We start from the raw sequence: 20,421 nt of genomic DNA on the forward strand, positions 1-20,421 counted from the left end.
TCAATAGGGACACCGGTTTGTCCGGGCTGGGACAGTGTCAGGAAGCATCCTTCACCGGATAAGGGTGCACCTGTGGACCCTGCCCCTGTGCGAGACCGAACTTTTGAAGCTTTCGTTCAAGCGTGGGACGGCTGATGCCCAGGATCTGACACGTGCGTCCCTTGTGTCCCTTGGTGACGGCCATTGCCCGGGCAATGAGCTGCCGTTCGGCCTCTTCCAGCGTGGGGATGAGGCTCACGTCGTCCACGGCGGGGGCGGCGAACATGCCGCTGGCGGCGCCCGGTCCTCCCCCGCGCTGGGCGTCCAGGGGGCCTGAGGGGTTCGCCTCCAGGGCGGGCAGGTCGTCACCCCGGAGCACGTCACCGGGTGCCAGCACCACGGCGCGGGTGAGGACGTTCTCCAGCTCGCGCACGTTGCCGCGCCAGGGCAGCAGGGTGAGGCGCTCCATCACCTCGTGGGGCACGCGGGTGACGCGCTTGTGCACCTTCTCGTTGATGCGCTCCAGCAGGTGCTTCACCAGCAGGGAGATGTCCTCGCGGCGCTCGCGCAGCGGCGGAATGACGAGGGTGATGACCTTGAGGCGCTGGTAGAGGTCCTCGCGGAAGCGCCCCTGGGACACCTCGTCCGCGAGGTGTCGGTGCGTGGCGGCGATGACGCGGGCGCGCAGCTTCACGCGCTTGACGCCACCCACGCGCTCGAACTCGCGCTCCTGGAGCACGCGCAACAGCTTCGCCTGGAGCATCAGCGACATGTCGCCAATCTCATCCAGGAACACGGTGCCGTCCTCGGCCAGCTCGAACTTGCCGGGCTTGCCGGACACCGCGCCGGTGAAGGCGCCCTTCTCGTGGCCGAACAGCTCGCTCTCCAGGAGCGTGTCCACGATGGCGGAGCAGTTGATGCCGATGAAGGGGCGGGGCTCGTCGTAGGAGTAGTTGTGGATGACGCGGGCGATGAGCTCCTTGCCGGTGCCGCTCTCGCCGTTGATCAGCACCGTCGCGGTGCTGCCCGTCACCTTGCCAATCTCCTTCACCAACTGCTGCATGGACGGGCTGGTGCCCACGATGTCGCCCAGGCGGACGACGGCGTTCTCGCGGTGGACCTCATCCGCGCGGCGCGACAGCTGGCGGTACTCCAGCGCGCGCTCCACGACGAGGTCCAGGGCGGCCGGGTCCGGGAAGGGCTTGTGGATGTAGTCGAACGCACCGGCCTTCATGGCCCGGATGGTCGTCTCCATGTCGTGGTAGGCGGTGACGAGGATGATGCGCGCGTCGCCGCACAGGGTCTTCATCTCCTCGATGATCTCCAGGCCCGTGCGGTCCGGGAGCATCATGTCCAGGATGACCACGCTGGGCATGTTCTCCTGGGCGGCCTTGAGGCCCGCGGCGGCGCTGGTGGCCGTCACCACCTGGTAGCGCGGCTGCCCGTCGTCCTGCTCGATCTCCTCGAAGTGCATCGTGAGGGTTTCGAGCAGCGACACGTCATCGTCGACGATGAGGAGGGTCTCCATGGGGTCCTCAGGCGGCGAACGTCAGCGTGAACACCATCCCCGGTTCCGCGCTCCCCTGGGCCGCCACGTCGCCCCCCACACCCGTCATCACCCGCCGCAGGGCGGCCAGGGACAGCCCCGCGCCCCGCGCCAGCCGCGAGCCGAAGGGGTCGAACAGCGTGCCCCGGTCCTCCGGAGGCAGGGCCGCGGCCGGATCATCCAGGATGAGGCTGACGTGGCCGGGGTCGTCCTGGCGCAGCGTCACCTGGACGCGGCCTTCTTCTGGCAGGCCCATGGCCACGTTGAGCAGGACTTGAGCGAGCACGGGCCTCAACCGGTTGGGATCCACCCTCACGCGGGGCAGGTCCGCCTCTTCCTTCACATCCACCTCGATGCGGCGCTCGGCCAGCTCCGGGGCCACCATGGCGGTCGCTTCCTGGACGACCGAGCGCAGGGCGTGGGCGTCCAGGTTCGCGACGCTCTCGCGGCCGTACTCGGAGAGCAGCCAGAGCATGCGCTCCATGGTCCGGATCTCACGGTTGGCGATGGTGAGCCGCCGCTTGTCCCGGTCCGACAGGCCGGTGTTCCGGGCCAGCGTCTGCACCGCCATCTTCACGGAGGAGAGCGGGTTGCGGATCTCATGGCTGAGCGACGAGGACAGCTTGGAGATCTGCACCGGCGGGGCGCCCTCCAGCACGGAGCCCAGGTCGAGCACGCCCGCGGCGGCCTCCTCGCCGTCCATGCCCAGCACGAGCCGCAGGTGGATGGGGGGCGGGTTGCCGGCGGGGCCTCCCGCGGAGACGGTGACGAACTCCACCGCGCGGCGGTCCTCGCGCGCTCGCGCATCCAGTTCGCGGGCGCGCTCTTGTGGAACCCCGAGCGCGGTGTGCAGGGGCATGCCCACGAGCACCTTGGCGTCGCGGCGCAGCACCTGGGCGCAGTCACCATCGGCGCGTGTCACCCGGAGGTGGTGAGACCAGGCGAGCTGCGCGGCTTGCAGGAGATGGGCGTTCATTGGTGGACCTGAAACATACCGGTTAACGTCGAGCGCTGTCCTTATGACCAGCACCGCACGTCCTCCGAAGAACCTTGTGGCCGCCCTTCTGTTCCTGTCCGGGGCCACGGCGCTCGTCTACGAGCTGGTCTGGTCCAAATACCTGGGGAACGTGCTGGGCAACAGCGGCCAGGCGCACGCCGTCGTGCTGGCCACGTTCATGGGGGGCCTGGCGCTGGGGGCGTTTGTCTTCGGGCGGACAGCGGACCGGGTGAAGAACCCCCTGGCCCTCTACGGCGTGCTGGAGCTGGGCGTGGGCCTGTACGCGCTGGCGTTCCCGTACGTCCTGGGGGCGCTGGAGCACCTGTGGCTGGCCTTGGCGCCCCACGTGCCGGAGGGCCTGCGGGTGGCGCCGCGCCTGCTCGTGTCCTCGCTGTCCCTGGTGGTGCCCACGCTGCTGATGGGCGGCACGCTGCCGGCGCTGGTGCGCCACTTCGCGGCGAGCCTCGCGGGGGTGCGCAAGGAGCTGGCGCGGCTGTATGCCATCAACAGCCTGGGCGCGGCGGTGGGCGTCTACGTGGCGGGCACGCGGCTGGTGCCGCTGATGGGCCTGTCCGCGTCCGCGAAGCTCGCCGCGGCCATCAACGTGCTGCTCGCACTGGCGGCGTTGGCGCTGGCCCGCCGGCATCCACCGGCGGTGACGGTGGGGGCGGCGGCGGCCGCGGAGGACGTGGCCTATCCCCGGCGGGCGGTGAGGACCGCGCTCGTGGGCGTGATGCTGTCGGGCTTCACGTCGATGCTGTACCAGGTGACGTGGATCCGCCTGCTGTCCATCGTGCTGGGGGCGTCCACGTATGCCTTCACGCTCATCCTGACGGCGTTCATCCTGGGCATCGGCCTGGGCAGCTTCTGGCTGATGACGCGCAAGGAGGGCGGGGACTCGCTGAAGCTGTATGGCTGGACGCAGGTGGGGCTGGTGTTGAGCCTCTGCGTGGCGCTGCCCCTGTACGTGCGGCTGCCGCACCTGTTCCGGTGGTCGGAGTGGATGCTCACGCGCGCGGTGGAGACGTGGCCCGTCTTCCAGGGCATCACCTTCGCGTTCTGCTGCGCGGTGCTGCTGGTGCCCACGTTCATCATGGGCGTGGCGTTCCCTGCGGCGGCGCGCGTGGCCACGGCGAAGGTGTCCGAGGTGGGGCGCCAGCTGGGCGGCGTGTACCTGTGGAACACGGCGGGCACGCTCTCCGGCTCCGTGCTGGGCGGGCTGGTGCTGCTGCCCTTCTGGGGCATGCAGGGCAACTTCATCGCCGGGGCGGTGGCGAACCTGGTGGCCGCGGGGCTGGCGTTCCGCGCGCTGTCCGCGCCGAAGGAAGGGGAGGGCGCGAACGCGGTGCCCGCGTGGCGGACGCTGGCGCCAGTGGGCGCGGCGGCGGTGCTGGCGGCGGTGGTGCTGGGCGGCATGCACGGCTGGCCGCAGCGGCTGTCCAACATCGCGGCGATCCGCGCGCACCAGAAGCCGCCGGACAGCTACGCGCAGCTGGTGGCGGCCACGGAGCAGACCATCATCCCGCGCTTCTACGCGGACGACACCTTCGCCACGGTGATGGTGGGAGACCTGCCGAGCGACAACCTGCGCTTCATGAAGATCAACGGGAAGACGGACGCGTCGAACGGGGGCGACATCGAGACGCAGGTGATGGCGGGCCACCTGGGCGTGCTGCTCCACCCGCGCGACCCGAAGAACGTGCTGGTCATCGGTGCGGGCTCGGCCATCACCGCGGGCAGCGTGCTGGCGCACCCGGTGGAGCGCCTGGACATGGTGGAGATCTCTCCGGCGGTCATCGAGGCGGCGCGCCTGTTCAAGGCGGACAACCGCAACGCGGTGGATGATCCGCGCACGCACGTGTACATCGACGACGCGAAGACGTTCATGGCGCTGGCGCCCCTCCAGTACGACCTCATCGTCAGCGAGCCCTCCAACCCCTGGGTGTCGGGCGTGTCCGGCCTCTTCACGCGCGACTTCTTCCAACTGGTGGACAAGCACCTGACGGACGACGGCGTGATGGTGCAGTGGATCCACACCTACGAGAGCAACCGCGAGCTGGTGCGGCTGGTGATCCGCACGCTGCAGGACACCTTCCCGCACGCCACGACGTGGCTGGGCCCGGATGACCTGGTGCTGGTGGCCAGCCGCAAGGCGCTGTCGTTCGACGCGGCGACGGTGGCCGCGCGCATGGCCCGGCCGGAGGTGAAGGCGGACCTGGAGCGGGTGGAGATCCACGACCTGTTCGGTCTGTTGTCCAAGCAGGTGCACTCCGAAGCCGGACAGAAGGACTTCGCGGGCGAGGGGCCCATCAACACGGACGACCACAACCTGCTGGAGTATGCGTCGCCGGTGGCGTTCTTCCTGGCGGACCTGGACGTGCGCGTGAATGACGAGCGCCGGTCGCCGGAGACAGGGCCCGGGCTGTTGTTGCACCAGTACCTGCGCGAGCATCCGCCCACCGCCGGGCAGGCCGCGGGGCTGTACCGCAACGTGCAGCGCTCCCACTCGGACAAGGATCCGACGGTCCGGGGCGTGGCGGCGCTGTGGCGTTCGCTGGCGCCGGAGGATCCCGCGTCGGCGCTCGCGCTGGGCCGGGCGGTGCTGGCGCAGGGGGACCTGACCCTGGCGGCGTCCCTCTTGGAGCCGGAGATTGCGCGGGGCGGCCGTTCCCCGGAGCTGGTGACGGAGTACCTGAAACTGGTGACGGCCCGGGCCTGGGCCTCGCGCACGGTGTGGACGCCGATGAACGCGGACGGGGCGCTGGCGGTGGGCCTGGAGGTGGCGGCGCGCCACCCCCAGGAGGCGAAGCTGCAGAGGGCGTTCAAGGCATACTGCGAGGCCCTGCCACCGGACGCCTGCGGGAGGACCGCCCTGATGCCCACGGCGGCGCCCGGAGCGCCCTGAAACAGGGGGGATGAAACCTTGAGAGGGGCCAGACCCGCGATATTCCTTGATCCGGCCCCCCCATCCTCCCGATGACGGATGGAGGCGCTTGCCCGCCCGTTGTACTGTCTGTATCGACCCTGACTTCCCGCAGGGTGTGTCTCTCCACCGCTGCAACGACCCCCGGAGTTTCCCATGAACGCGATCGCGAAGGCCCCGAAGAAGCAGTTCCGCAAGAACCGTGGTCAGGGCATGACCGAGTACATCATCATCGTTGCCCTCATCGCGATCGCCGCCATCGGCGTGATCACCCTGTTCGGTGACAACATCCGCCGGCTGTTCGGCGCCTCGGCCGCCGCGCTGGCCGGTGAGGACAACGTGGCCAACGACGGCCAGCTGTCCAACGACCAGCTGAACAAGAAGACCATGAAGTCCTTCGGTCAGAACAACACCTACTGATCCGCCTTCCGGGCTTCGTCCGGGAGGAGCTGACGCCGCGAGGTGTCGGCGGCCCGGTGAATGGCAGGTCCCTCCAACTGGAAGGGCCTGCCATTCGTGTTTCAGGGGGCTGAAGCTGTCATCGTGCGCGCCATGACCGTGTCGTCACCGGAGGTTGTCGCCGGGCTGCGCCGCCGGCTCTGGGTCTACCGGATGCTGGTGGTGGGGCTGTGTGTCGCGTTGTTCGGGCTCCTGCTGGGGCTCCGGCGTGCGCTGACCCCGCTGCCGCCGCCCGACGTGGAGGTCATCGACGTGCGCGAGCGGATGGCGGCACTGGAGAAGGCGCGGCCGGGCGCCTCGGATGTCTCGGAGACGTACTTCGCGTCGGACACCTCCAGCGTGCACCAGCACCTGATGGGACGGGGCCAGACGTGCCCCCTGCACATCCACCGCGCGCCCTTCGAGGCCACCATCATCGTCGCGGGCGAGGCGCACGTGTGGCAGGTCTGGGGTGAGGAGGGGCGCCGGATGGAGCGGCGCGGAGTGCACGGGCCGGGCTGGCTCGTGGCCTCGGCACCCTTCACGGGGCACGAGTGGCGCAACCCCGATGAGGACCGGGTGCTGGGCAACCTGGTGTTCACCGTGCCGGGCTTCGACGGGAACCTCTACGTCTCGGCGGAGGACGCGCGGCTGTTGCGCGGCACGGCACCCTTCGCCCAGGAGCCTCGCGAGGCACTCGCCGGGCTGCGGAATCGAGGCGTGAAGCTGGAGGAGACGCCGCTGCCAGTGCTCCAGGGGCGCATGTCGCGCGTGCTGCTGGAGGGTGGGGAGTGGTCGGTGAAGGCGACGCCCGGCTCGCCGGTGGTGGCCTACGTGGCGGCGGGACGGGGCATCGCGGAGGTCGCGGAGGCCCGCCCCCTGCACGAGGGCCAGCTCTGGGTGCTGCGCCGGGATGCTCGGGTGCGCTCGGAGGAGGGCTCACCCGTGGCGCTGTATGTGTTTCACCCGCCACCGGAAGCGGTCGCGGGGCGCTGAGGCGTTCCGGGAACTGTGGGCGTGCGCTCCCGGGCCCAGAGGACCCAGCCGTTCGCCTTCGTCAGCTCGCGCCAGCCGCCCCGCGCCCGGAGGTGATCCAGCAGGATGTTGCCCGGGCTCTTCGTGTCCCAGACGACGTAGTCGGGGTCGTAGGCCTCCAGCGCCTGCTCCCAGCCAGGCTCGGACCACACGAGCCGCTCGTAGTCCTGGTGGATGGCTGCGGGGAACGGATCATTCCGGCTGTCGATGTAGACCTTGTACGGGGCGCCCGCGAAGTAGGAGATGGGGCCGCCCATGATGAAGCGGTTGAGCACGCGGCCCGGGGGCTGTTGCTTCAGCGTCTGGAGCACGGGCAGGGGGATTCCGGGGTGCGTGCTCTTCTCCACGGGGCGGGGCGAGGTCGCGTTCATCGCGAACAGGCCGGCCAGCAGGATGGTGGGCCACATCGCCAGGGACGTGCCGGTGCTCCAGGAGGCCAGGGGGCGCTCCAGCCAGGACAGGACGCGAGGGAGGGCAGGCGCGTCGCTTGTTCTCGCGTGCTCCACCAGGGTGAGGGCGAGGAGCACGGACGCGAAAGGTGCGTGGCGCTGGACCTTCAGCGCGGCGATGCCCAGCACGAGCGTGGGCAGCAGGGCCGCGGCGCGCCGCACGCGGGCCCGGCCGATGACGAAGAGGAATGCACCGAAGAGCAGGAGGTAGAACCAGCTCCAGCCCATCTCCAGGTCCAGCGGGCGCCACTCGTAGATGCTCTGGGTGGAGGCGAGCAGCGAGTGCTGGAGCGGATACAGGTAGATGCGGGGGCCGTCCGGTGACAGGCCCGCGACGAGGAACATCGCGAGCGCCGCCGCGAGCGCCGCCCCACAGCGCCGGAGCGACGCGGGCGTGCGGTCGTCCAGGGCCGTGCCCATCGCCGTGGACCCGAGCAGCGCCGGGCCCAGAAGCCAGCTGCCGTGCAGATTGGCCCAGGCAAGTCCCAGGAGCGGGAAGGCCCAGAGCACGCGCGTATTGCCCTGGCGCCATGCCTGGACGCCCAGGGCGGCGATGACGAACAGCAGATGTCCCAGGTGGAAGGGCCGCTCCTGGACCCAGGTGGCAGCATGGACGCCTGAGAGCAATCCCAGACAGGCGAGGACGAGGAGATGGGAGGGTTGGGCGGCCGCGCGTCGCAGGGCGACCCAGAGCAGGAGCACGTTGGCCGCCACGAGCGTGGCGACGAGGAGCGCGGGACCGGCGGCGCCCAGGGCCTTGATGAGCAGGACGCAGAGCACGCCGAAGCCCCACTCGTGGGGGACCCAGCCCGCGGTGCCCGTGACGCTGAAGGGGTCCACGCGGTTGAAGCCGTGCTCCAGCACATAGCGGCCGCCCGCCAGGTGGAAGAACAGGTCGTAGTTGCGAAGGGGAAGAAACCCCAGCCAGAGGATGAGCCCCAGCGTGAACAGGGCTACGGGAGCGGGCAGGAGGGCGCGGAGCCGCATGGTGTTCAGGTGGGGCCTACTGAGCGCTGGGAGCGGGCAGGGGCGGCCGGGGGCTGGCGGAGAAGCCCAGGCGGCGCAGCATCACCTGCCGGATGGAGGGGATGCGGAAGCGGAAGATGAAGGCGTCCGCGAAGTAGTGCGCGAGCACGCACGCGAAGCCCAGCGAGGTCAGCGCGCGCAGCAGGGGATGTGCCTGCGCGCCGCCGCCAATGCCCAGCGAGCCGCGCATGGGGCCATCCAGCAGGAAGCCATGCACCACGCCCAGCGCGAACAGCGGGAGCATGGACACGACCATGGCGGGCCAGATGAGCTTCTGGCTGAGGCGGGGAGAGTCGCCCTCGCGAGGCTCCAGCATGCGGGCGCTGAGGACGTAGTACTCCAGGCCGTGCATGCCCGGGAGCATCACGTAGCCCCAGGACGGCGCCACGAGCGCCAGGCCGGTCGCGGTCGCCATGCCCAGCAGGTACAGCACCTTGGGGCCACTGGCGGTGCCGGACCGGAGCACGCTGCGGAAGAGCAGGAGGAAGTAGCCCAGCCAGACGGCGATGAGCAGGGGCAGCGTCTGCCACGGAAGGACGACGCCCTGGCCCACGTCGAGGTAGGCGGGGGCGTTCGGGGCGGCGGACTCGGCGACGAAGAAGATGCGGACGAGGAGGATGGAGAGGAGCAGCGGGACGTAGAGCTGCTGGAGCTTGCGCTCGAGCGGGGAGGGCGCGGGAAGGCCCGCCTGTCCGCCGCGCAGGCCGTGCAGGGACCACAGGCCCCGGTGCTGGGACAGGGTGTGGTGCATGCCGAAGACGTTGAAGATGACGGCCACTGCGAAGGTGTGGATGGAGCGGTCGGCGTAGAAGGTGAAGAACAGCGCCGCGCCCACGGCGAGCATGCCCAGCGCGCCGGCGAAAATGGTGCGCGGCTGGTTGGGCGCGGCGGTGAGCACGTCGCGGTGCACGCCGAAGAGCAGGAACGTGAGGATGACGTGCGTGGCGTTGCCCAGCAGGTTCTGGGCGGTCCAGCCCAGGAGCCGGTGGGCGTTGTCCGCGGCGCCAGGGGCGAGGAACGCGCTGGCGACGGCGGCCACGAGGGTCAGGGCGAGGGGGATGCCCAGGATGGCGAGGTCGGCCCGGGGGGAGAACAGCCACAGGCGGCGAAAGCGCAGGGAGCCGGGCGCGGCCGGCGTGTCCTGCTCCGTGGCGGTGGCGACTCCGGGGCTCAGCGGTGTCATGGGACTGGGAGTATACCGGGTCTCCAAGGGGCCAGAACCCGCGCCCCTCGTGCTGTCCTGCCTGCCGGGCAGGAGGGGGGCTCCCGATGGACACGCCAGAGGCACCCGTTCTGTTTCGCGCGTCGCAGGGAAGACCCCAGGCCTGGTGGGACCGGCTCTTCCTGGGCCTGGTGTCGACGGGCGCCGCGCTGTTCTACGCCGGTTTCGGAGTCCCCTGGTCCGGAAGCCATCTGGCGCCAGGACTCAGCGCGGTGAAGGTCCGCTCCGTGTCCCCGGGCATGTCCGAAGCAGAGGTGATTCAGCGCCTGGGCATGCCCCTGTCGCGGGAGGTGAGTCCATCCGGGAGGCTCTGTTGGGACTACGCGAAGCCGGTTGCCAAGGTCCGGCAGTATCCGAAGGTCTACGTCTCCTTCGAGGCGGGCCGTGTCTCCGCGGTCGAGGCCGGGAGCCAGAGAGGTCCCCGCGGGCACTCTTGAGCGGATGGGTTCGGAGTGTCTGCCAGAGGGGGGCTGCGGCCAGGGGCTGGTGTGTGCCCAACGCACGAACTTTGCTCACGTCGATGCGGGATTTGCCTGTGAGCTTGTTTGTGATGCCAGGAGCGATCCATCGTGTCCCGAGGGGTGGGTCTGCGTGAAGACCTTCGATGGACGCGCTGCTGGGCTTCCCGGACATTGCCTCCGGGCTTCGGAGATGTAACGGAGGTGGGCCATCAACAGGAGCTGGGTGTGGACTCTGGCGGCAATTTTGCTGATCGGCGTGGCGATGATTGCGATTGCCAGCTATCTGATGGGAAGAACGCGCATTGTCCTCGTGAATGAAACCGGAAGGGAGCTGCGTGTCTTGACGGCTCGGATTCCCGGCGAGCAATGTGCTTTTGAGAAGGTCCCGGTTCATGGCCGTGTCGTCTGTCAGGGACGCGCGAACGGGGATGGGGACCTGTTCATTGACCTTGAGTTCACGGATGGCAGCAAGGTCCAGTTGGGAACCGGTGCGTTCGTGAATCCGCTGTTTGGATTGCGAGGAGTCGCCACCGTGAACGCGGACGGTGGAGTCAGCCTGGAGTGGGACTGAGTGCCGCTACAGCGCATCCCGGAGTTGTAAGGGCTTCCGTTGCGCAGCGAGGATCAAGGCCATGGCTTCAGTGAGAAGAGAGGTCCTGGAGGTGGCTGGGGAGTTCTGCTTGCCGCTGGGCAGGACGCAGCACCTGGAGGCATTGCTGGAGCGTGCGTGGCGGTCATCGACGCACTTCGCGCTCATCCGGCGGGGACGGATGCGGGTCGACGGCGCGGACGTCGTCGTGCCCACGCCGGAGTTGAAGCGCCTTCAGCGTGACTTCGAGCGGATCCGGGGGGCGGCGGTGGAGTCGCGGTGGGTTTCGTCCTGGCCGGGGACGACGTCTGGCTCCAGTGCCACGCTGTGGGTCCGGTGCCGGACGGATGGCGGCGTGCGCCTGCCCCTGAACGACGAGAGCCTCTGGAAGGGAATCGACGGCTGGGACGACTTCCAGTTGTTCGAAGGCCCCAAGCTGAAGCTGTTCGTCTGCAGCCATGAGGGGTTTGGCACCGTCTGGGGAAACGAGCGATTCTTCCGGGACCTGGGGATGGCTCCCTCGCGGTGGAAGCCCGAGACGCATGAACTGGTAGGTGAACCCATGGCACCTGCTGCCTGGTCACTGCTCACGCAGGGAACATCGCGACACTGAAATGAAAACATCTACCCGGCTGGGGATCATCGGATTGCTGTGCTGGTTCGTGCCGTCGGTGGGCGTCTTGGTCGTGCTGAGTCTCCTGGGGCTGGGCGAGCTCCTGTTGGCGGATTCACACCCCTTTCCCGGCGATCCACCTGCCGCGGACCTGCTCGCGGAGGTTGCGCTCTGCGGATGGTTGTTCATCCTGGTTGGCTATTGTTTCTTCTTCCTCGCCCGAAGGGAGTCCGACCGGATCGTCCGGCTCTGGCGAAGGGTGCTCCCTCCACTGACCCTGCTGTCACTTCTCGCGATGTCGTCGTCCCTGTCTCAGGTTGCCGGCAGGCATTGGGGGGAATGGGGCCGTCTCAAGGCCATGCTTCAGGACAACGAGCCCCGGGTTCGGGCATTTTCGAGCCGGGCCGATGGGGTCTTGTCGGAGGAGGAGTACGCGCGGGCGAAGGCGTGGCTGCTGGAGCAGCCCGTTACCTTCCAGTTCAAGACAGAACCTGATCCCGTCAGGATTCGCCTCATGATGCCCATCCCTCCCTACGTGGGGGTCGATTTCGGCCAGGGACAGAATGCGGTCTTCGATCCGGTGACGATGCACTGCCTCTACTCGGACTGAGCCCTGCATGGATCCGCCCCTCGGGGACTCTCCGTAGGAGACGGGGTTCATCCTCCACCCACCCCGTGCTAAAACGGGAAGGTCCATGGAAGGCCGACTGCTTCTGAAGAACTGCGCCGTGTTCCGTGCGGACGGTCGCGTCCGCCACGGCATGGCCGTCGTGGTCGAAGAGGGCATCATCCGCCGCGTCGCTCCGGACGCCGAGGTGCCCGTGCTCCCCGGTGACTGGGAAGTGGCCTGTCGAGGCCGCCTCGTCGCCCCCGGGCTCGTGGACTGTCACTCGCACATGGTCAACGGGCAGCTCTTGCCCCCCAATGGCGACTTCCTCCTGCGCCAGCCCCGCTCGCGACTGGAGCGCATGCGCTCGGTGGCCAACCTCCTCACCGCCGAGGACGTGGAGGTCCTGACCCGCTTCGCCGCCGCCCGCGCGCTGCTCGACGGCGTCAGCCTCGTCGTGGACCACCTGTCGTGCCCCACTGATGTCGCCGGTGGCCTGGAGGCCCAGGCCCGCGCCGCGAACACGCTGGGCCTTCGCCTCGTCACGTCCCACTCCACGCACAGCCTGGACGGCGCTGATGTGGCCAACGCCCAGGCGGACGCCAACGCCGACTTCGTCCGCCGCTACCGCGAACACCCCCGCGTCCGTGGCGCGCTCGGCTTCCATGCGTCCTACACCTGCGAGGACCCGCTCCTGTCCCGCATCGCGCGGCTGCGCGAGGAGCTGAACGCGTCCGTCGTGTTCCACCTGGCGGAGAACGAGGACGACCTCTCCACCACCTACGCCACGCACGGCCGCCGCGTCGTGCCGCGCCTGGACGCGCTGGGCCTGCTGGGCCCCCACGCCATCGCCGGCTACCCGCGCGCCGTGGAGCGCTCCGAGTCCGAGCGGCTGGCCGCCTCCGGCACCTTCATCGCCCTCACGCCCCGCGCCACGCGCTCCATGGACCGCGCGGCCGAATCCGCCGACGGCGCGCTCTCCAGCCTCCACCTCGTGGGCCTGGGCACCGGCGGTCATGGCACCCTCCAGGAGGAGCTGGCCGGGGCGCTCGTCAGCATGCTGTCCCTGGCGCGCTCCGGCCGCATGCCGGACCTGGATGACTCGCTGGCGCACCTGTTCGTCAGCGGTCCCGCGGAGCTGTGCACCCGCCTGTACGGCAAGCCGTCGGGCGGCGTGGAGGAGGGCAGCATCGCGGACCTCGTCGTCTACGACGCCATCCCCGCCGCGGATCCGGAGACGGGCTACTCGCCCTTCCTCCTGGGGCAGCTCACCGCCGCCCGCGTGGCGTGGACCATCGTGGATGGCCGCGTCTGCGTCCGCGAAGGACAGCTGCTGGGCACCGACTTCGTGGACCTGGCCCGGGACGCCGCCGCCGCGCTCGGCCACGTCTGGTCCCGCGCGCGGCTGGGTTCGTAGGGTAGAAGGGGCGCGTGAGTGCCCTGCCTCCCCGCCTCGTGGACCTGCTGCGCGCCTCCCGCGCCCGCCGGGGTCCGCTGCTCTCGGACCCCGCCACCTCCGCCTTCCGCCTCCTGAACGGCGCCGCGGACGGCGTGCCCGACGTGACGGCGGACCTCTTCGGCGACGTCGTCGTGGTCAGCCTCTACCGTGACCTGACCGATGCCGAGGAGGTCACGCTGCTCGACGCCGCCGTCTCCGCGTGGACGCCTCGGAGCGTCTACCTGAAGCGCCGTCCCCGTGAGGCGCGCGTGCTCGCCAACGTGGCGAAGGACTCGCTCGCTCCGGAGTCCGCCGCTCGGGGCGAACCCGTGGAGGACTTCGTCGCGAAGGAGAACGGCCTGTCCTTCCACATCCGTCCGGGGCAGGGCCTCTCCGTCGGCCTCTACCTGGACATGCGCGACACCCGCGCGTGGCTCCAGGCCCAGGCCTCCGGCCTCACCGTCCTCAACCTCTTCGCGTACACCTGCGCCTTCGGTGTCGCCGCGACCGCCGGGGGCGCGAAGCGCGTGCTCAACATGGACGCCAGCCGCCGCGTGCTCGAATGGGGCGAGGAGAACGCGCGCCTCAACGGCCAATCCGTGGAGCGCTACGACTACGTGGCGGGCGATGTCTTCGATTGGCTCGGGCGGCTCGCGAAGAAGGGGGAGTCCTTCGACGTCGTGGTCGCGGACCCTCCGTCGTTCTCCACCACCAAGACGACGCGCTTCTCCGCCGCTCGCGACTACGCCCGGCTGGCCGAGGCCGCAGCGAAGGTGGTGGCCCCGAGGGGCCGTCTGGTCGCCTGCTGCAACCTGGCGGGACTGCCTTCGCGCCGCTTCGAAACCATGGTGCTGGAAGGTGTGACGCGGGCTGGCAGGACGGGGAAGACAGTGGGGACGCTCGGTCCCTCGGGGCTCGACTTTCCGACACCTCCAGGTGAGGAACCGGCACTCAAGGTGCACGTCGTCCAACTTCGTTAGCGCCTCCGGGCGGGGCGCGGCTACATTGCTTCCATGGCTCCCGCCGCCTCCTCGCCCCCGCGCGATGCGTTCCGCTTCGGCAACTACCGGCTCATCGATCGGATCGCCGTGGGGGGCATGGCGGAGATCTTCCTCGCGCACCAGTTGGATGCCAGCGGCGAAGAGACGCCCATCGTCATCAAGCGCATCCGTCCGCATCTGTCCAAGCACGCGGCCTTCGTGAAGATGTTCCTCAACGAGGCGCGGCTGGCCGCCCAGCTCAACCACCCCAACATCGTGCAGATCCACGACCTGGGGAAGATCGTCGACAGCTACTTCATCGCCATGGAGTACGTGTCCGGCCGGGACATGCGCCGCGTCGTGCCCAAGGCCGAGTCCCTGGGGATTCCCTTCCCCATGGTGTACGCGCTGAAGATCGCCTCCTGCGTCTGCGCGGGCCTGCACTACGCGCATCAGAAGAAGGATCGCTACGGTAATCCGCTCAACATCGTCCACCGTGACGTGACGCCGGAGAACATCGTCGTCGCCTTCGACGGCTCGGTGAAGGTGCTGGACTTCGGCATCGCCAAGGCCGCCAACCAGGTGGAGGAGACGCGGTCGGGGGAAATCAAAGGCAAGCTCAGCTACCTGTCCCCGGAGCAGTGCCTGGGCCGGCCGCTGGACTGCCGCAGCGACATCTTCTCGCTGGGCACCGTCCTCTACGAGTGGCTCACCGGCTTCAAGCTCTTCACCGGCGACTCCGACGTCGCCGTCATGCGCAGCATCACGGAAGCCAAAATCTACGCGCCGTCGTACTTCCGCGAGGACCTGCCGGAGCGCGTGGAGGCCATCCTGATGCGCGCGCTCGCCCGCGACCGGGAGCGCCGCTACCAGACGGCGCTGGAAATGCAGCGCGACCTGGACGCCTTCCTGGAGTCCTACGACTTCACGCCCTCGCCGCTGCACCTGGCCAACTTCGTCAAGCAGCTCTTCGAGGACGAACGTCCGCAGGAATTGAAGCGCCTGTCCACGCGCCAGTCCTCCGCGCCCACGTCGGAGATGGCGCTGGAGCTGTCGGAGGTGGCGGCGTCCATGGACGGCCCGCCCACGGAGGCCATGCGCATGGACGACCTCCCCGCCACCGAGCCGCGCCTGCTCGCGCTGACGGTGGACCCGGCGCTGTACGAGAAGCTGGAGGCCCAGGCGCGCAAGGCGAACGTCTCCCTGGCGAAGCTCGCGGCGGATGTGTTGGAGGGGTGGCTGAAGACGCGCTGACCGCGTGCCTTTGCTTGCCTTGCCCATGCCCCGGCTGAAGTTGACGCTCGAATACGAAGGCACCCGGTACGTGGGCTGGCAGGTGCAGCCCAATGGCCCGTCCATCCAGTCCACGCTCCAGGACGCGCTCCAGAAGCTCCTGGGGGAACGCGTGTTCGTGGCCTCCGCAGGCCGCACCGACTCGGGCGTGCACGCGACGGGGCAGGTGGCCAGCTTCGACACACAGCGCGTGCTGCCAATGAAGGCCTACACCATGGGCCTCAACGGCATCCTCCCGCCAGACATCGCGGTGGTGGCCGCGGAGGAGGTGTCGCCGGAGTTCGACCCGCGCCGCTGGTCTCGCGGCAAGCGCTACCGCTACCGGGTGAGCAACCGGCGCACGCGGTCTCCGCTGTTGCGCACGACGCACTGGGAGGTGTTCGCCCCGCTGGACGTGGAGGCCATGCGCCGCGCGTCCCAGGCCCTGGTGGGCCGGCACGACTTCTCCGCGTTTCGCGCCGCGGACTGCCAGGCGAAGCACGCGGTGCGCGAGATCCGGCAGGTGCGCGTGGAAGGCACGTCCGGAGACACCGTGGCCTTCGTGGTGGAGGGCACCGCCTTCCTCAAGCACATGGTGCGCAACCTGGTGGGCACGCTGGTGGAGGTGGGCAAGGGCCGCCGCCCCGAGGCCTGGGTGGCCGAAGTGCTGGCCTCGCGCGAGCGCAAGCTGGCCGGGGCCACCGCCCCGCCGCAGGGGCTGGTGATGGAGGAGGTCTTCTACGGCGACGGCCCGCCTCCTCGCTCGGCGGGGGACGCGGCTGTCGGGGAAGAGGACGAAGGGTGAGAGTGCGGTAGGCTTTCGGGCCGTGAGCTCCAAACCCAGTGCCCTCGAGCCCCTGCGCGTCCGCGTCCGCCGCTTCCAGTTCATCGTCGGACTGGGCTTCCTGTCGCTGGTGGTGGGCGCCATGCTCAGCGTGTCGCTGGTGCTGCGCCTGCACGCGCGGGTGAACGCGCTGCCGTCCGACTTCCTGCGCATCCCGGTGGCGGTGGCGCTGGAGAACCTGTGGGTGCTCGCGGTGCTGCCGACGCTCTGTTACGGCGCCGCGCGCATCGTCGCGCTGCGCACGTGGACCACCGCAGTGGGGGCCGCGCTGTCTGGTGGCGTGTTCGTGATTGCGCTCAACTTCGTGCGCGATGGCTTTGAGGGGCTCTCCACGGGCTGGAGCTTCGCGTCGGCGTTGCGGGTCGTGGCCTTCGTGGGCGGCATCCTGCTGAGCGCCCGGGCCATCCGCGCGGGCCGCGCCGCCGCCGAGAAGGGCTCCGCGGATGCCGAGGCGAAGGCCGCCGCCCGAAAGTCGGAGTACGACGAGTTCCTCAAGGCCGCGGAGGCCGGGGGCGCTCGCCTGGAGCAGCGCGAGGGTGGCGCCGCCGTCGAGGCTCCGGCCATGACGCAAGAAACACCAGCGGCGGGTGAGCCCGCCACGCCCGAGGGGAGTGCTTCCCCCCCGGGCGACGTGCCGAAGACGCCCGCGGCCTGAGGGCCTACGGGTAGCAGGCCGCCTGGCGCAGGCCGGTGTCCTCGGGGAAGCCGAGGGCCACGTTGAAGTTCTGCACGGCCTGGCCGGCCATGCCCTTCACCAGGTTGTCCAGCGCCGCCATCACCGCCACGGAGCGACCCTTCGTCGCCACGGAGATGTCGCAGAAGTTGCTGCCCGCCACCGCCGCCACGCGCGGCGTGCCCTCCACGATGCGCACGAACTTCGAGCCCTCGTAGTACCGGCGGTACTTCTCCGTCAGCGACTGCGTCACCACCGCGCCGCCGTGCTCCGGCCACTCGAACTGCACCGTGGCGAAGATGCCGCGCACCATGGGCGCCGAGTGCGGCACGAAGGCCAGCCGGTGCCGCTGCGCGCCGTGCGCCACCAGCATCACCTCCACCTCCGCCTCGTGCTGGTGCTCCAGCGGCTTGTACGCGCGGAAGTCATGCGCGCGCGTCGGGTGGTGCGTGCCCTCGCCCGGCAGCGACCCGGAGCCGGACGAGCCCGTCACACCCGACACCGCCAGGAGCCCCAGCCCCGGCGTGGCCGCGATGGGGAGCAGCGCCAGCTGCACCGCCGTGGCGAAGCAGCCCGGGTTGGCGATGCGCTTCGCCGTCTTCACCTGCTCACGCTTCCACTCCGTGAGGCCGTAGGTGAACGTGCCCAGCAGGTCCGGGGACGGGTGCGGCCGGCCGTAGGCGCCCGCGTACCGGCCCGGGTGGTCCAGGCGGAAGTCGGACGACAGGTCCACCAGCAGCATCCGGTCCGTGAGGCCCGCGTCCGCCCACTGCTTCTCCAGCCCGGCGAACTGCGACGCCAGCTCGCCGTGCCCCAGCGCGCTGAACACCACCGGGCGCTGCGAGTCCGCCAGCCAGCGCCAGTCGGGCTCCGCCTCGAAGCGGCCGTCCACCAGGCCGCGCAGGTGCGGGTGCACCTTGTGGATGGGCGAGCCCGCGTGGTGCCGGGACACCACGCGGATGCCGGCGTTGCCAGGGTGGCCCGCGAGCAGCCGCAACAGCTCGCCTCCGCCGAAACCGGAGGCCCCCAGGATGTAGATGTTCGCAGGCGACGTCATGACTTCCTCCCCGCTCCCAGCTTGGGCGCGAGCTTCTCCACGATGAGATTCCCCAGGGCGTTCGGATCCGCGCGCGCGTTGCGAGCGGGCAGCCCCACCACCTGCTCCACGAAGCGCACGCCCACCGCGTTGTCCGTGGCGGGCCCGGCCACCATGTCCATCTCGATGCCGTACACCTCGCGCAGGTGCCGCACGCCGCCGGCCGCGCCCACCGGGTCGTTCGCGCACAGGATGAACGCGCCGCCCAGCGCCTTGAGCTCCGGGTCCGCCAGGATGGCCTGCACGCCGTACTCGCCCATGATGCCGTCGCCCGTCTCCGCGACGATGACGTCCACGTCCTGGGCCGCCATCTCCGAAAAGACAATCCGCGCCACCTTGGACGCAGTGCGCGCGCCGGTGCACACGACGCCCGCGTCGGTGAAGTCCATCACCACGTCCGCGCCGCTGTCCTGCATGGACAGGGTGTCGCGCATCAGCGACACGCCCGTGAGCTTCGCGCCGCCCACGCGGTATCCCGCCTGGGAGAGCTTCCGCACCACCACGCTGGCCGCGTACGTCTTGCCCGCGTTCATGCAGGTGCCGACCACGTACACCACCGGGCACGTCACCGCCCGCGACGTGCCCTTGAGCGCGCCGGTGGAGATGTGCGCGTGCTGCCCCGCGCGCGACTGGAACTCCGGGAAGGTGAGGACCTGGCCCAGCACCTCCGCCTCGAACGGCGCGCCCACGCCCGGGTTGTGCGACGTGCACTTCCCGATGACGCCGCCCATGTTGAGGATGTGGAGCCTGTCGCCCACCGTGACGGACGAAGGCACGATGCCCTCGTAGCCGTGGAGCGCGTTGCGGTGACCCAGCGCGCCCACGACGATGTCGCCCGCGTGGAGCGTGACGAGCCGGCCGTTCACGTCCTCCAACTGGTTGTAGACGCTCTTCTCCCCGTGGATGCGCACCGCGATGACGGCGCCCTCTTCGCACTTCACCTCATCCGTGAGGTGCACCGTGCGCCCCACCTGGAGGTTGCGCGTGACACTTCCCACCTTGTCGACGTGGATCTTCATGTCGTCACTTCGCTTTCTGCGAGAGCATCTGCGCGACGCCGTAGAGCTTGGCGAACCCCGCCGCTTCCGTCCCCGTCCACAACACGTTGGCCTCTCCGTACGTCGCCACCTTCGCGTCCATCAGCGAGTGCGGCGAACGCACGCCTTCCACGACGTGGGCGCGCGGGGTGAGCACCAGCTTCACCTCGCCCGTCACGCGGTCCTGCGAGGAGGCGAGGAACGCCTCCAGGTCCTTCACCACCGGGTCGAAGAAGTGCCCCTCGTGCAGCAGCGACCCGTACAGGTTGCCCACCGTCTCCTTCCAGAAGAGCTGCTTGCCCGACAGCACCAGCTTCTCCAGCTCGCGGTGCGACGCGATGAGCAGGTGCGCCGCCGGAGCCTCGAAGCCCACGCGGCCCTTGATGCCCAGGATGGTGTCGCCCAGGTGCACGCCCCGGCCGATGCCGTACGGCCGGCCCAGCGCGTTGAGCTTCTCCACCACGTCCACCGCGGACAGCGCCTTGCCGTCCAGCGCCACCGGCACGCCCTTGTCGAAGGAGATGATCAGCGGCATGGGCTTCAGGTCGGTGGGGATTTCACCACCGGGGAAGGCCGCCTCCGGCAGGGTGCTCCACGAGTCCAGCGTCTCGCGGCCACCCACGGACGTGCCCCACATGCCCTCGTTGACGGAGTACGTGCCCGTCTTCGCCGGCATGTGGAAGCCGCGCTCCGCGAGGAAGGAGATCTCCTGCTGACGGGAGAGCGCCAGGTCGCGGATGGGGGTGATGAGCTGGAGCTGCGGCGCGAGCGTGCGGAAGGCCACGTCGAAGCGGACCTGATCATTCCCCGCGCCGGTGCTGCCGTGGGCCACGGCCTGCACGCCCAGCTTCTCCGCCATTCGCACGGCCTCCACGGCCTGGCAGGCGCGCTCGGCGGAGACGCTCAGGGGGTAGAGCTGGCCGCGCAGCACGTTGCCGGCGATGAGGAAGCGCAGGTAGCCCTGGAACAGGGTGTCGCGCGCGTCCACCGTGTGGTGCGCCACCGCGCCCAGCTTCTGGGACAGGGCCTGGATGCGCTCCAGCTGCTCGGGCGGGAAGCCGCCCGTGTCCACGGTGACGGTGGTGACGTCCCAGCCCTGCTCGCGCAGGTACACCGTGCAGAAGGCGGTATCGAGGCCGCCGGAGAACGCCAGCACCACGGACTTCTTGCTCATCTTCGGACTCCTGTTGCTGCGA

19 protein-coding genes are annotated in these 20,421 nt (G+C 69.7%); 12 read left to right on the forward strand and 7 right to left on the reverse strand.

Translation table 11 applies throughout. The features are described from left to right. Positions 1-37 precede the first annotated feature (37 nt). A complete protein-coding gene (locus tag D7X30_RS17010; protein ID WP_120563978.1) occupies positions 38-1,507 on the reverse strand; it encodes a sigma-54 dependent transcriptional regulator in 1,470 nt (489 codons plus the stop codon). A 7-nt stretch (positions 1,508-1,514) separates the two neighbouring features. Then, entirely contained in the window at positions 1,515-2,501 is a 987-nt protein-coding gene (locus D7X30_RS17015; protein WP_120563979.1) for a sensor histidine kinase KdpD, read from the reverse strand. A 76-nt stretch (positions 2,502-2,577) separates the two neighbouring features. On the opposite strand from D7X30_RS17015, the gene D7X30_RS17020 reads away from it, so the two are divergent. The 3 genes from D7X30_RS17020 to D7X30_RS17030 all read left to right on the forward strand — a co-directional run bounded on the left by D7X30_RS17020 (position 2,578) and on the right by D7X30_RS17030 (position 6,879). Next, on the forward strand, positions 2,578-5,427 hold the full coding sequence (locus D7X30_RS17020; RefSeq protein ID WP_233591616.1) for a fused MFS/spermidine synthase: 2,850 nt from the start codon (positions 2,578-2,580) through the stop codon (positions 5,425-5,427). Between the two features lie 174 nt (positions 5,428-5,601). Next, positions 5,602-5,865: a hypothetical protein gene (locus tag D7X30_RS17025; protein ID WP_120563981.1), complete on the forward strand. Its 264-nt coding sequence runs from the start codon at positions 5,602-5,604 to the stop codon at positions 5,863-5,865. Positions 5,866-5,997: 132 nt separating this feature from the next. Then, on the forward strand, positions 5,998-6,879 hold the full coding sequence (locus tag D7X30_RS17030; RefSeq protein ID WP_233591632.1) for a hypothetical protein: 882 nt from the start codon (positions 5,998-6,000) through the stop codon (positions 6,877-6,879). Here D7X30_RS17030 and D7X30_RS17035 read toward each other — a convergent pair. Both D7X30_RS17035 and D7X30_RS17040 read right to left on the reverse strand, forming a co-directional pair. Next, positions 6,846-8,354: a hypothetical protein gene (locus D7X30_RS17035; RefSeq protein ID WP_120563982.1), complete on the reverse strand. Its 1,509-nt coding sequence runs from the start codon at positions 8,352-8,354 to the stop codon at positions 6,846-6,848. The two genes, D7X30_RS17030 and D7X30_RS17035, sit on opposite strands and share 34 nt — an antisense overlap. 16 nt (positions 8,355-8,370) lie before the next feature. Further along, complete coding sequence (locus D7X30_RS17040) at positions 8,371-9,576, reverse strand: hypothetical protein (protein ID WP_120563983.1); 1,206 nt, start codon at positions 9,574-9,576, stop codon at positions 8,371-8,373. 86 nt (positions 9,577-9,662) lie between these two features. On the opposite strand from D7X30_RS17040, the gene D7X30_RS17045 reads away from it, so the two are divergent. The 9 genes from D7X30_RS17045 (at position 9,663) to D7X30_RS17085 (ending at position 17,074) form a co-directional block, all read left to right on the forward strand. Next, entirely contained in the window at positions 9,663-10,052 is a 390-nt protein-coding gene (locus D7X30_RS17045; RefSeq protein ID WP_120563984.1) for a hypothetical protein, read from the forward strand. A 247-nt stretch (positions 10,053-10,299) separates the two neighbouring features. Beyond that, positions 10,300-10,647, forward strand: a complete 348-nt coding sequence (locus D7X30_RS17050; RefSeq protein WP_120563985.1) for a hypothetical protein — start codon at positions 10,300-10,302, stop codon at positions 10,645-10,647. 61 nt (positions 10,648-10,708) lie between these two features. Continuing rightward, complete coding sequence (locus tag D7X30_RS17055) at positions 10,709-11,278, forward strand: hypothetical protein (RefSeq protein WP_120563986.1); 570 nt, start codon at positions 10,709-10,711, stop codon at positions 11,276-11,278. 1 nt (position 11,279) lies between these two features. Continuing rightward, positions 11,280-11,888, forward strand: coding sequence for a hypothetical protein (locus D7X30_RS17060; protein WP_120563987.1), 609 nt, complete (start codon positions 11,280-11,282; stop codon positions 11,886-11,888). Between the two features lie 85 nt (positions 11,889-11,973). Continuing rightward, complete coding sequence (locus D7X30_RS17065) at positions 11,974-13,302, forward strand: amidohydrolase family protein (RefSeq protein ID WP_120563988.1); 1,329 nt, start codon at positions 11,974-11,976, stop codon at positions 13,300-13,302. Between the two features lie 14 nt (positions 13,303-13,316). Continuing rightward, positions 13,317-14,303, forward strand: coding sequence for a class I SAM-dependent rRNA methyltransferase (locus D7X30_RS17070; RefSeq protein WP_120563989.1), 987 nt, complete (start codon positions 13,317-13,319; stop codon positions 14,301-14,303). Between the two features lie 33 nt (positions 14,304-14,336). Further along, positions 14,337-15,557 carry a serine/threonine-protein kinase gene (locus tag D7X30_RS17075; RefSeq protein WP_120563990.1) on the forward strand — a complete coding sequence of 407 codons (1,221 nt, stop codon included), beginning with the start codon at positions 14,337-14,339 and terminating at the stop codon, positions 15,555-15,557. 25 nt (positions 15,558-15,582) lie between these two features. Continuing rightward, positions 15,583-16,380, forward strand: a complete 798-nt coding sequence (gene truA / locus D7X30_RS17080; RefSeq protein WP_120563991.1) for a tRNA pseudouridine(38-40) synthase TruA — start codon at positions 15,583-15,585, stop codon at positions 16,378-16,380. 22 nt (positions 16,381-16,402) lie between these two features. Then, the gene (locus D7X30_RS17085; RefSeq protein ID WP_233591617.1) at positions 16,403-17,074 is read left to right on the forward strand and encodes a hypothetical protein; all 672 of its coding nucleotides are present in this window, start codon (positions 16,403-16,405) and stop codon (positions 17,072-17,074) included. Between the two features lie 4 nt (positions 17,075-17,078). On the opposite strand, the gene argC is transcribed toward D7X30_RS17085, so the two are convergent. From argC to argG, 3 genes are read right to left on the reverse strand one after another with little or no spacing between them, the layout of a single operon-like run. Further along, positions 17,079-18,149: an N-acetyl-gamma-glutamyl-phosphate reductase gene (gene argC / locus D7X30_RS17090; protein WP_120563992.1), complete on the reverse strand. Its 1,071-nt coding sequence runs from the start codon at positions 18,147-18,149 to the stop codon at positions 17,079-17,081. Next, positions 18,146-19,207 (reverse strand): DUF1611 domain-containing protein, encoded by a 1,062-nt coding sequence (locus D7X30_RS17095; protein WP_120563993.1) that lies wholly within the window; start codon positions 19,205-19,207, stop codon positions 18,146-18,148. Before D7X30_RS17095 ends, argC begins: the two co-directional genes overlap by 4 nt. Positions 19,208-19,211: 4 nt before the next feature. Further along, complete coding sequence (gene argG, locus D7X30_RS17100; RefSeq protein WP_120563994.1) at positions 19,212-20,399, reverse strand: argininosuccinate synthase; 1,188 nt, start codon at positions 20,397-20,399, stop codon at positions 19,212-19,214. Between the last annotated feature and the right edge of the window lie 22 nt (positions 20,400-20,421).

Origin of the sequence: Corallococcus sp. AB011P, assembly GCF_003611605.1 — a bacterium.
GTDB lineage: Bacteria > Myxococcota > Myxococcia > Myxococcales > Myxococcaceae > Corallococcus > Corallococcus coralloides.

Bases quoted from the DNA above. Each gene is read 5' to 3' on its own strand.
- D7X30_RS17010 (WP_120563978.1), bottom strand. From the start codon at position 1,507: ATGGAGACCCTCCTCATCGTCGACGATGACGTGTCGCTGCTCGAAACC.
- D7X30_RS17015 (WP_120563979.1), bottom strand. From the start codon at position 2,501: ATGAACGCCCATCTCCTGCAAGCCGCGCAGCTCGCCTGGTCTCACCAC.
- D7X30_RS17025 (WP_120563981.1), top strand. From the start codon at position 5,602: ATGAACGCGATCGCGAAGGCCCCGAAGAAGCAGTTCCGCAAGAACCGT.
- D7X30_RS17030 (WP_233591632.1), top strand. From the start codon at position 5,998: ATGACCGTGTCGTCACCGGAGGTTGTCGCCGGGCTGCGCCGCCGGCTC.
- D7X30_RS17035 (WP_120563982.1), bottom strand. From the start codon at position 8,354: ATGCGGCTCCGCGCCCTCCTGCCCGCTCCCGTAGCCCTGTTCACGCTG.
- D7X30_RS17040 (WP_120563983.1), bottom strand. From the start codon at position 9,576: ATGACACCGCTGAGCCCCGGAGTCGCCACCGCCACGGAGCAGGACACG.
- D7X30_RS17045 (WP_120563984.1), top strand. From the start codon at position 9,663: ATGGACACGCCAGAGGCACCCGTTCTGTTTCGCGCGTCGCAGGGAAGA.
- D7X30_RS17055 (WP_120563986.1), top strand. From the start codon at position 10,709: ATGGCTTCAGTGAGAAGAGAGGTCCTGGAGGTGGCTGGGGAGTTCTGC.
- D7X30_RS17060 (WP_120563987.1), top strand. From the start codon at position 11,280: ATGAAAACATCTACCCGGCTGGGGATCATCGGATTGCTGTGCTGGTTC.
- D7X30_RS17065 (WP_120563988.1), top strand. From the start codon at position 11,974: ATGGAAGGCCGACTGCTTCTGAAGAACTGCGCCGTGTTCCGTGCGGAC.
- D7X30_RS17075 (WP_120563990.1), top strand. From the start codon at position 14,337: ATGGCTCCCGCCGCCTCCTCGCCCCCGCGCGATGCGTTCCGCTTCGGC.
- truA (WP_120563991.1), top strand. From the start codon at position 15,583: ATGCCCCGGCTGAAGTTGACGCTCGAATACGAAGGCACCCGGTACGTG.
- argC (WP_120563992.1), bottom strand. From the start codon at position 18,149: ATGACGTCGCCTGCGAACATCTACATCCTGGGGGCCTCCGGTTTCGGC.
- D7X30_RS17095 (WP_120563993.1), bottom strand. From the start codon at position 19,207: ATGAAGATCCACGTCGACAAGGTGGGAAGTGTCACGCGCAACCTCCAG.
- argG (WP_120563994.1), bottom strand. From the start codon at position 20,399: ATGAGCAAGAAGTCCGTGGTGCTGGCGTTCTCCGGCGGCCTCGATACC.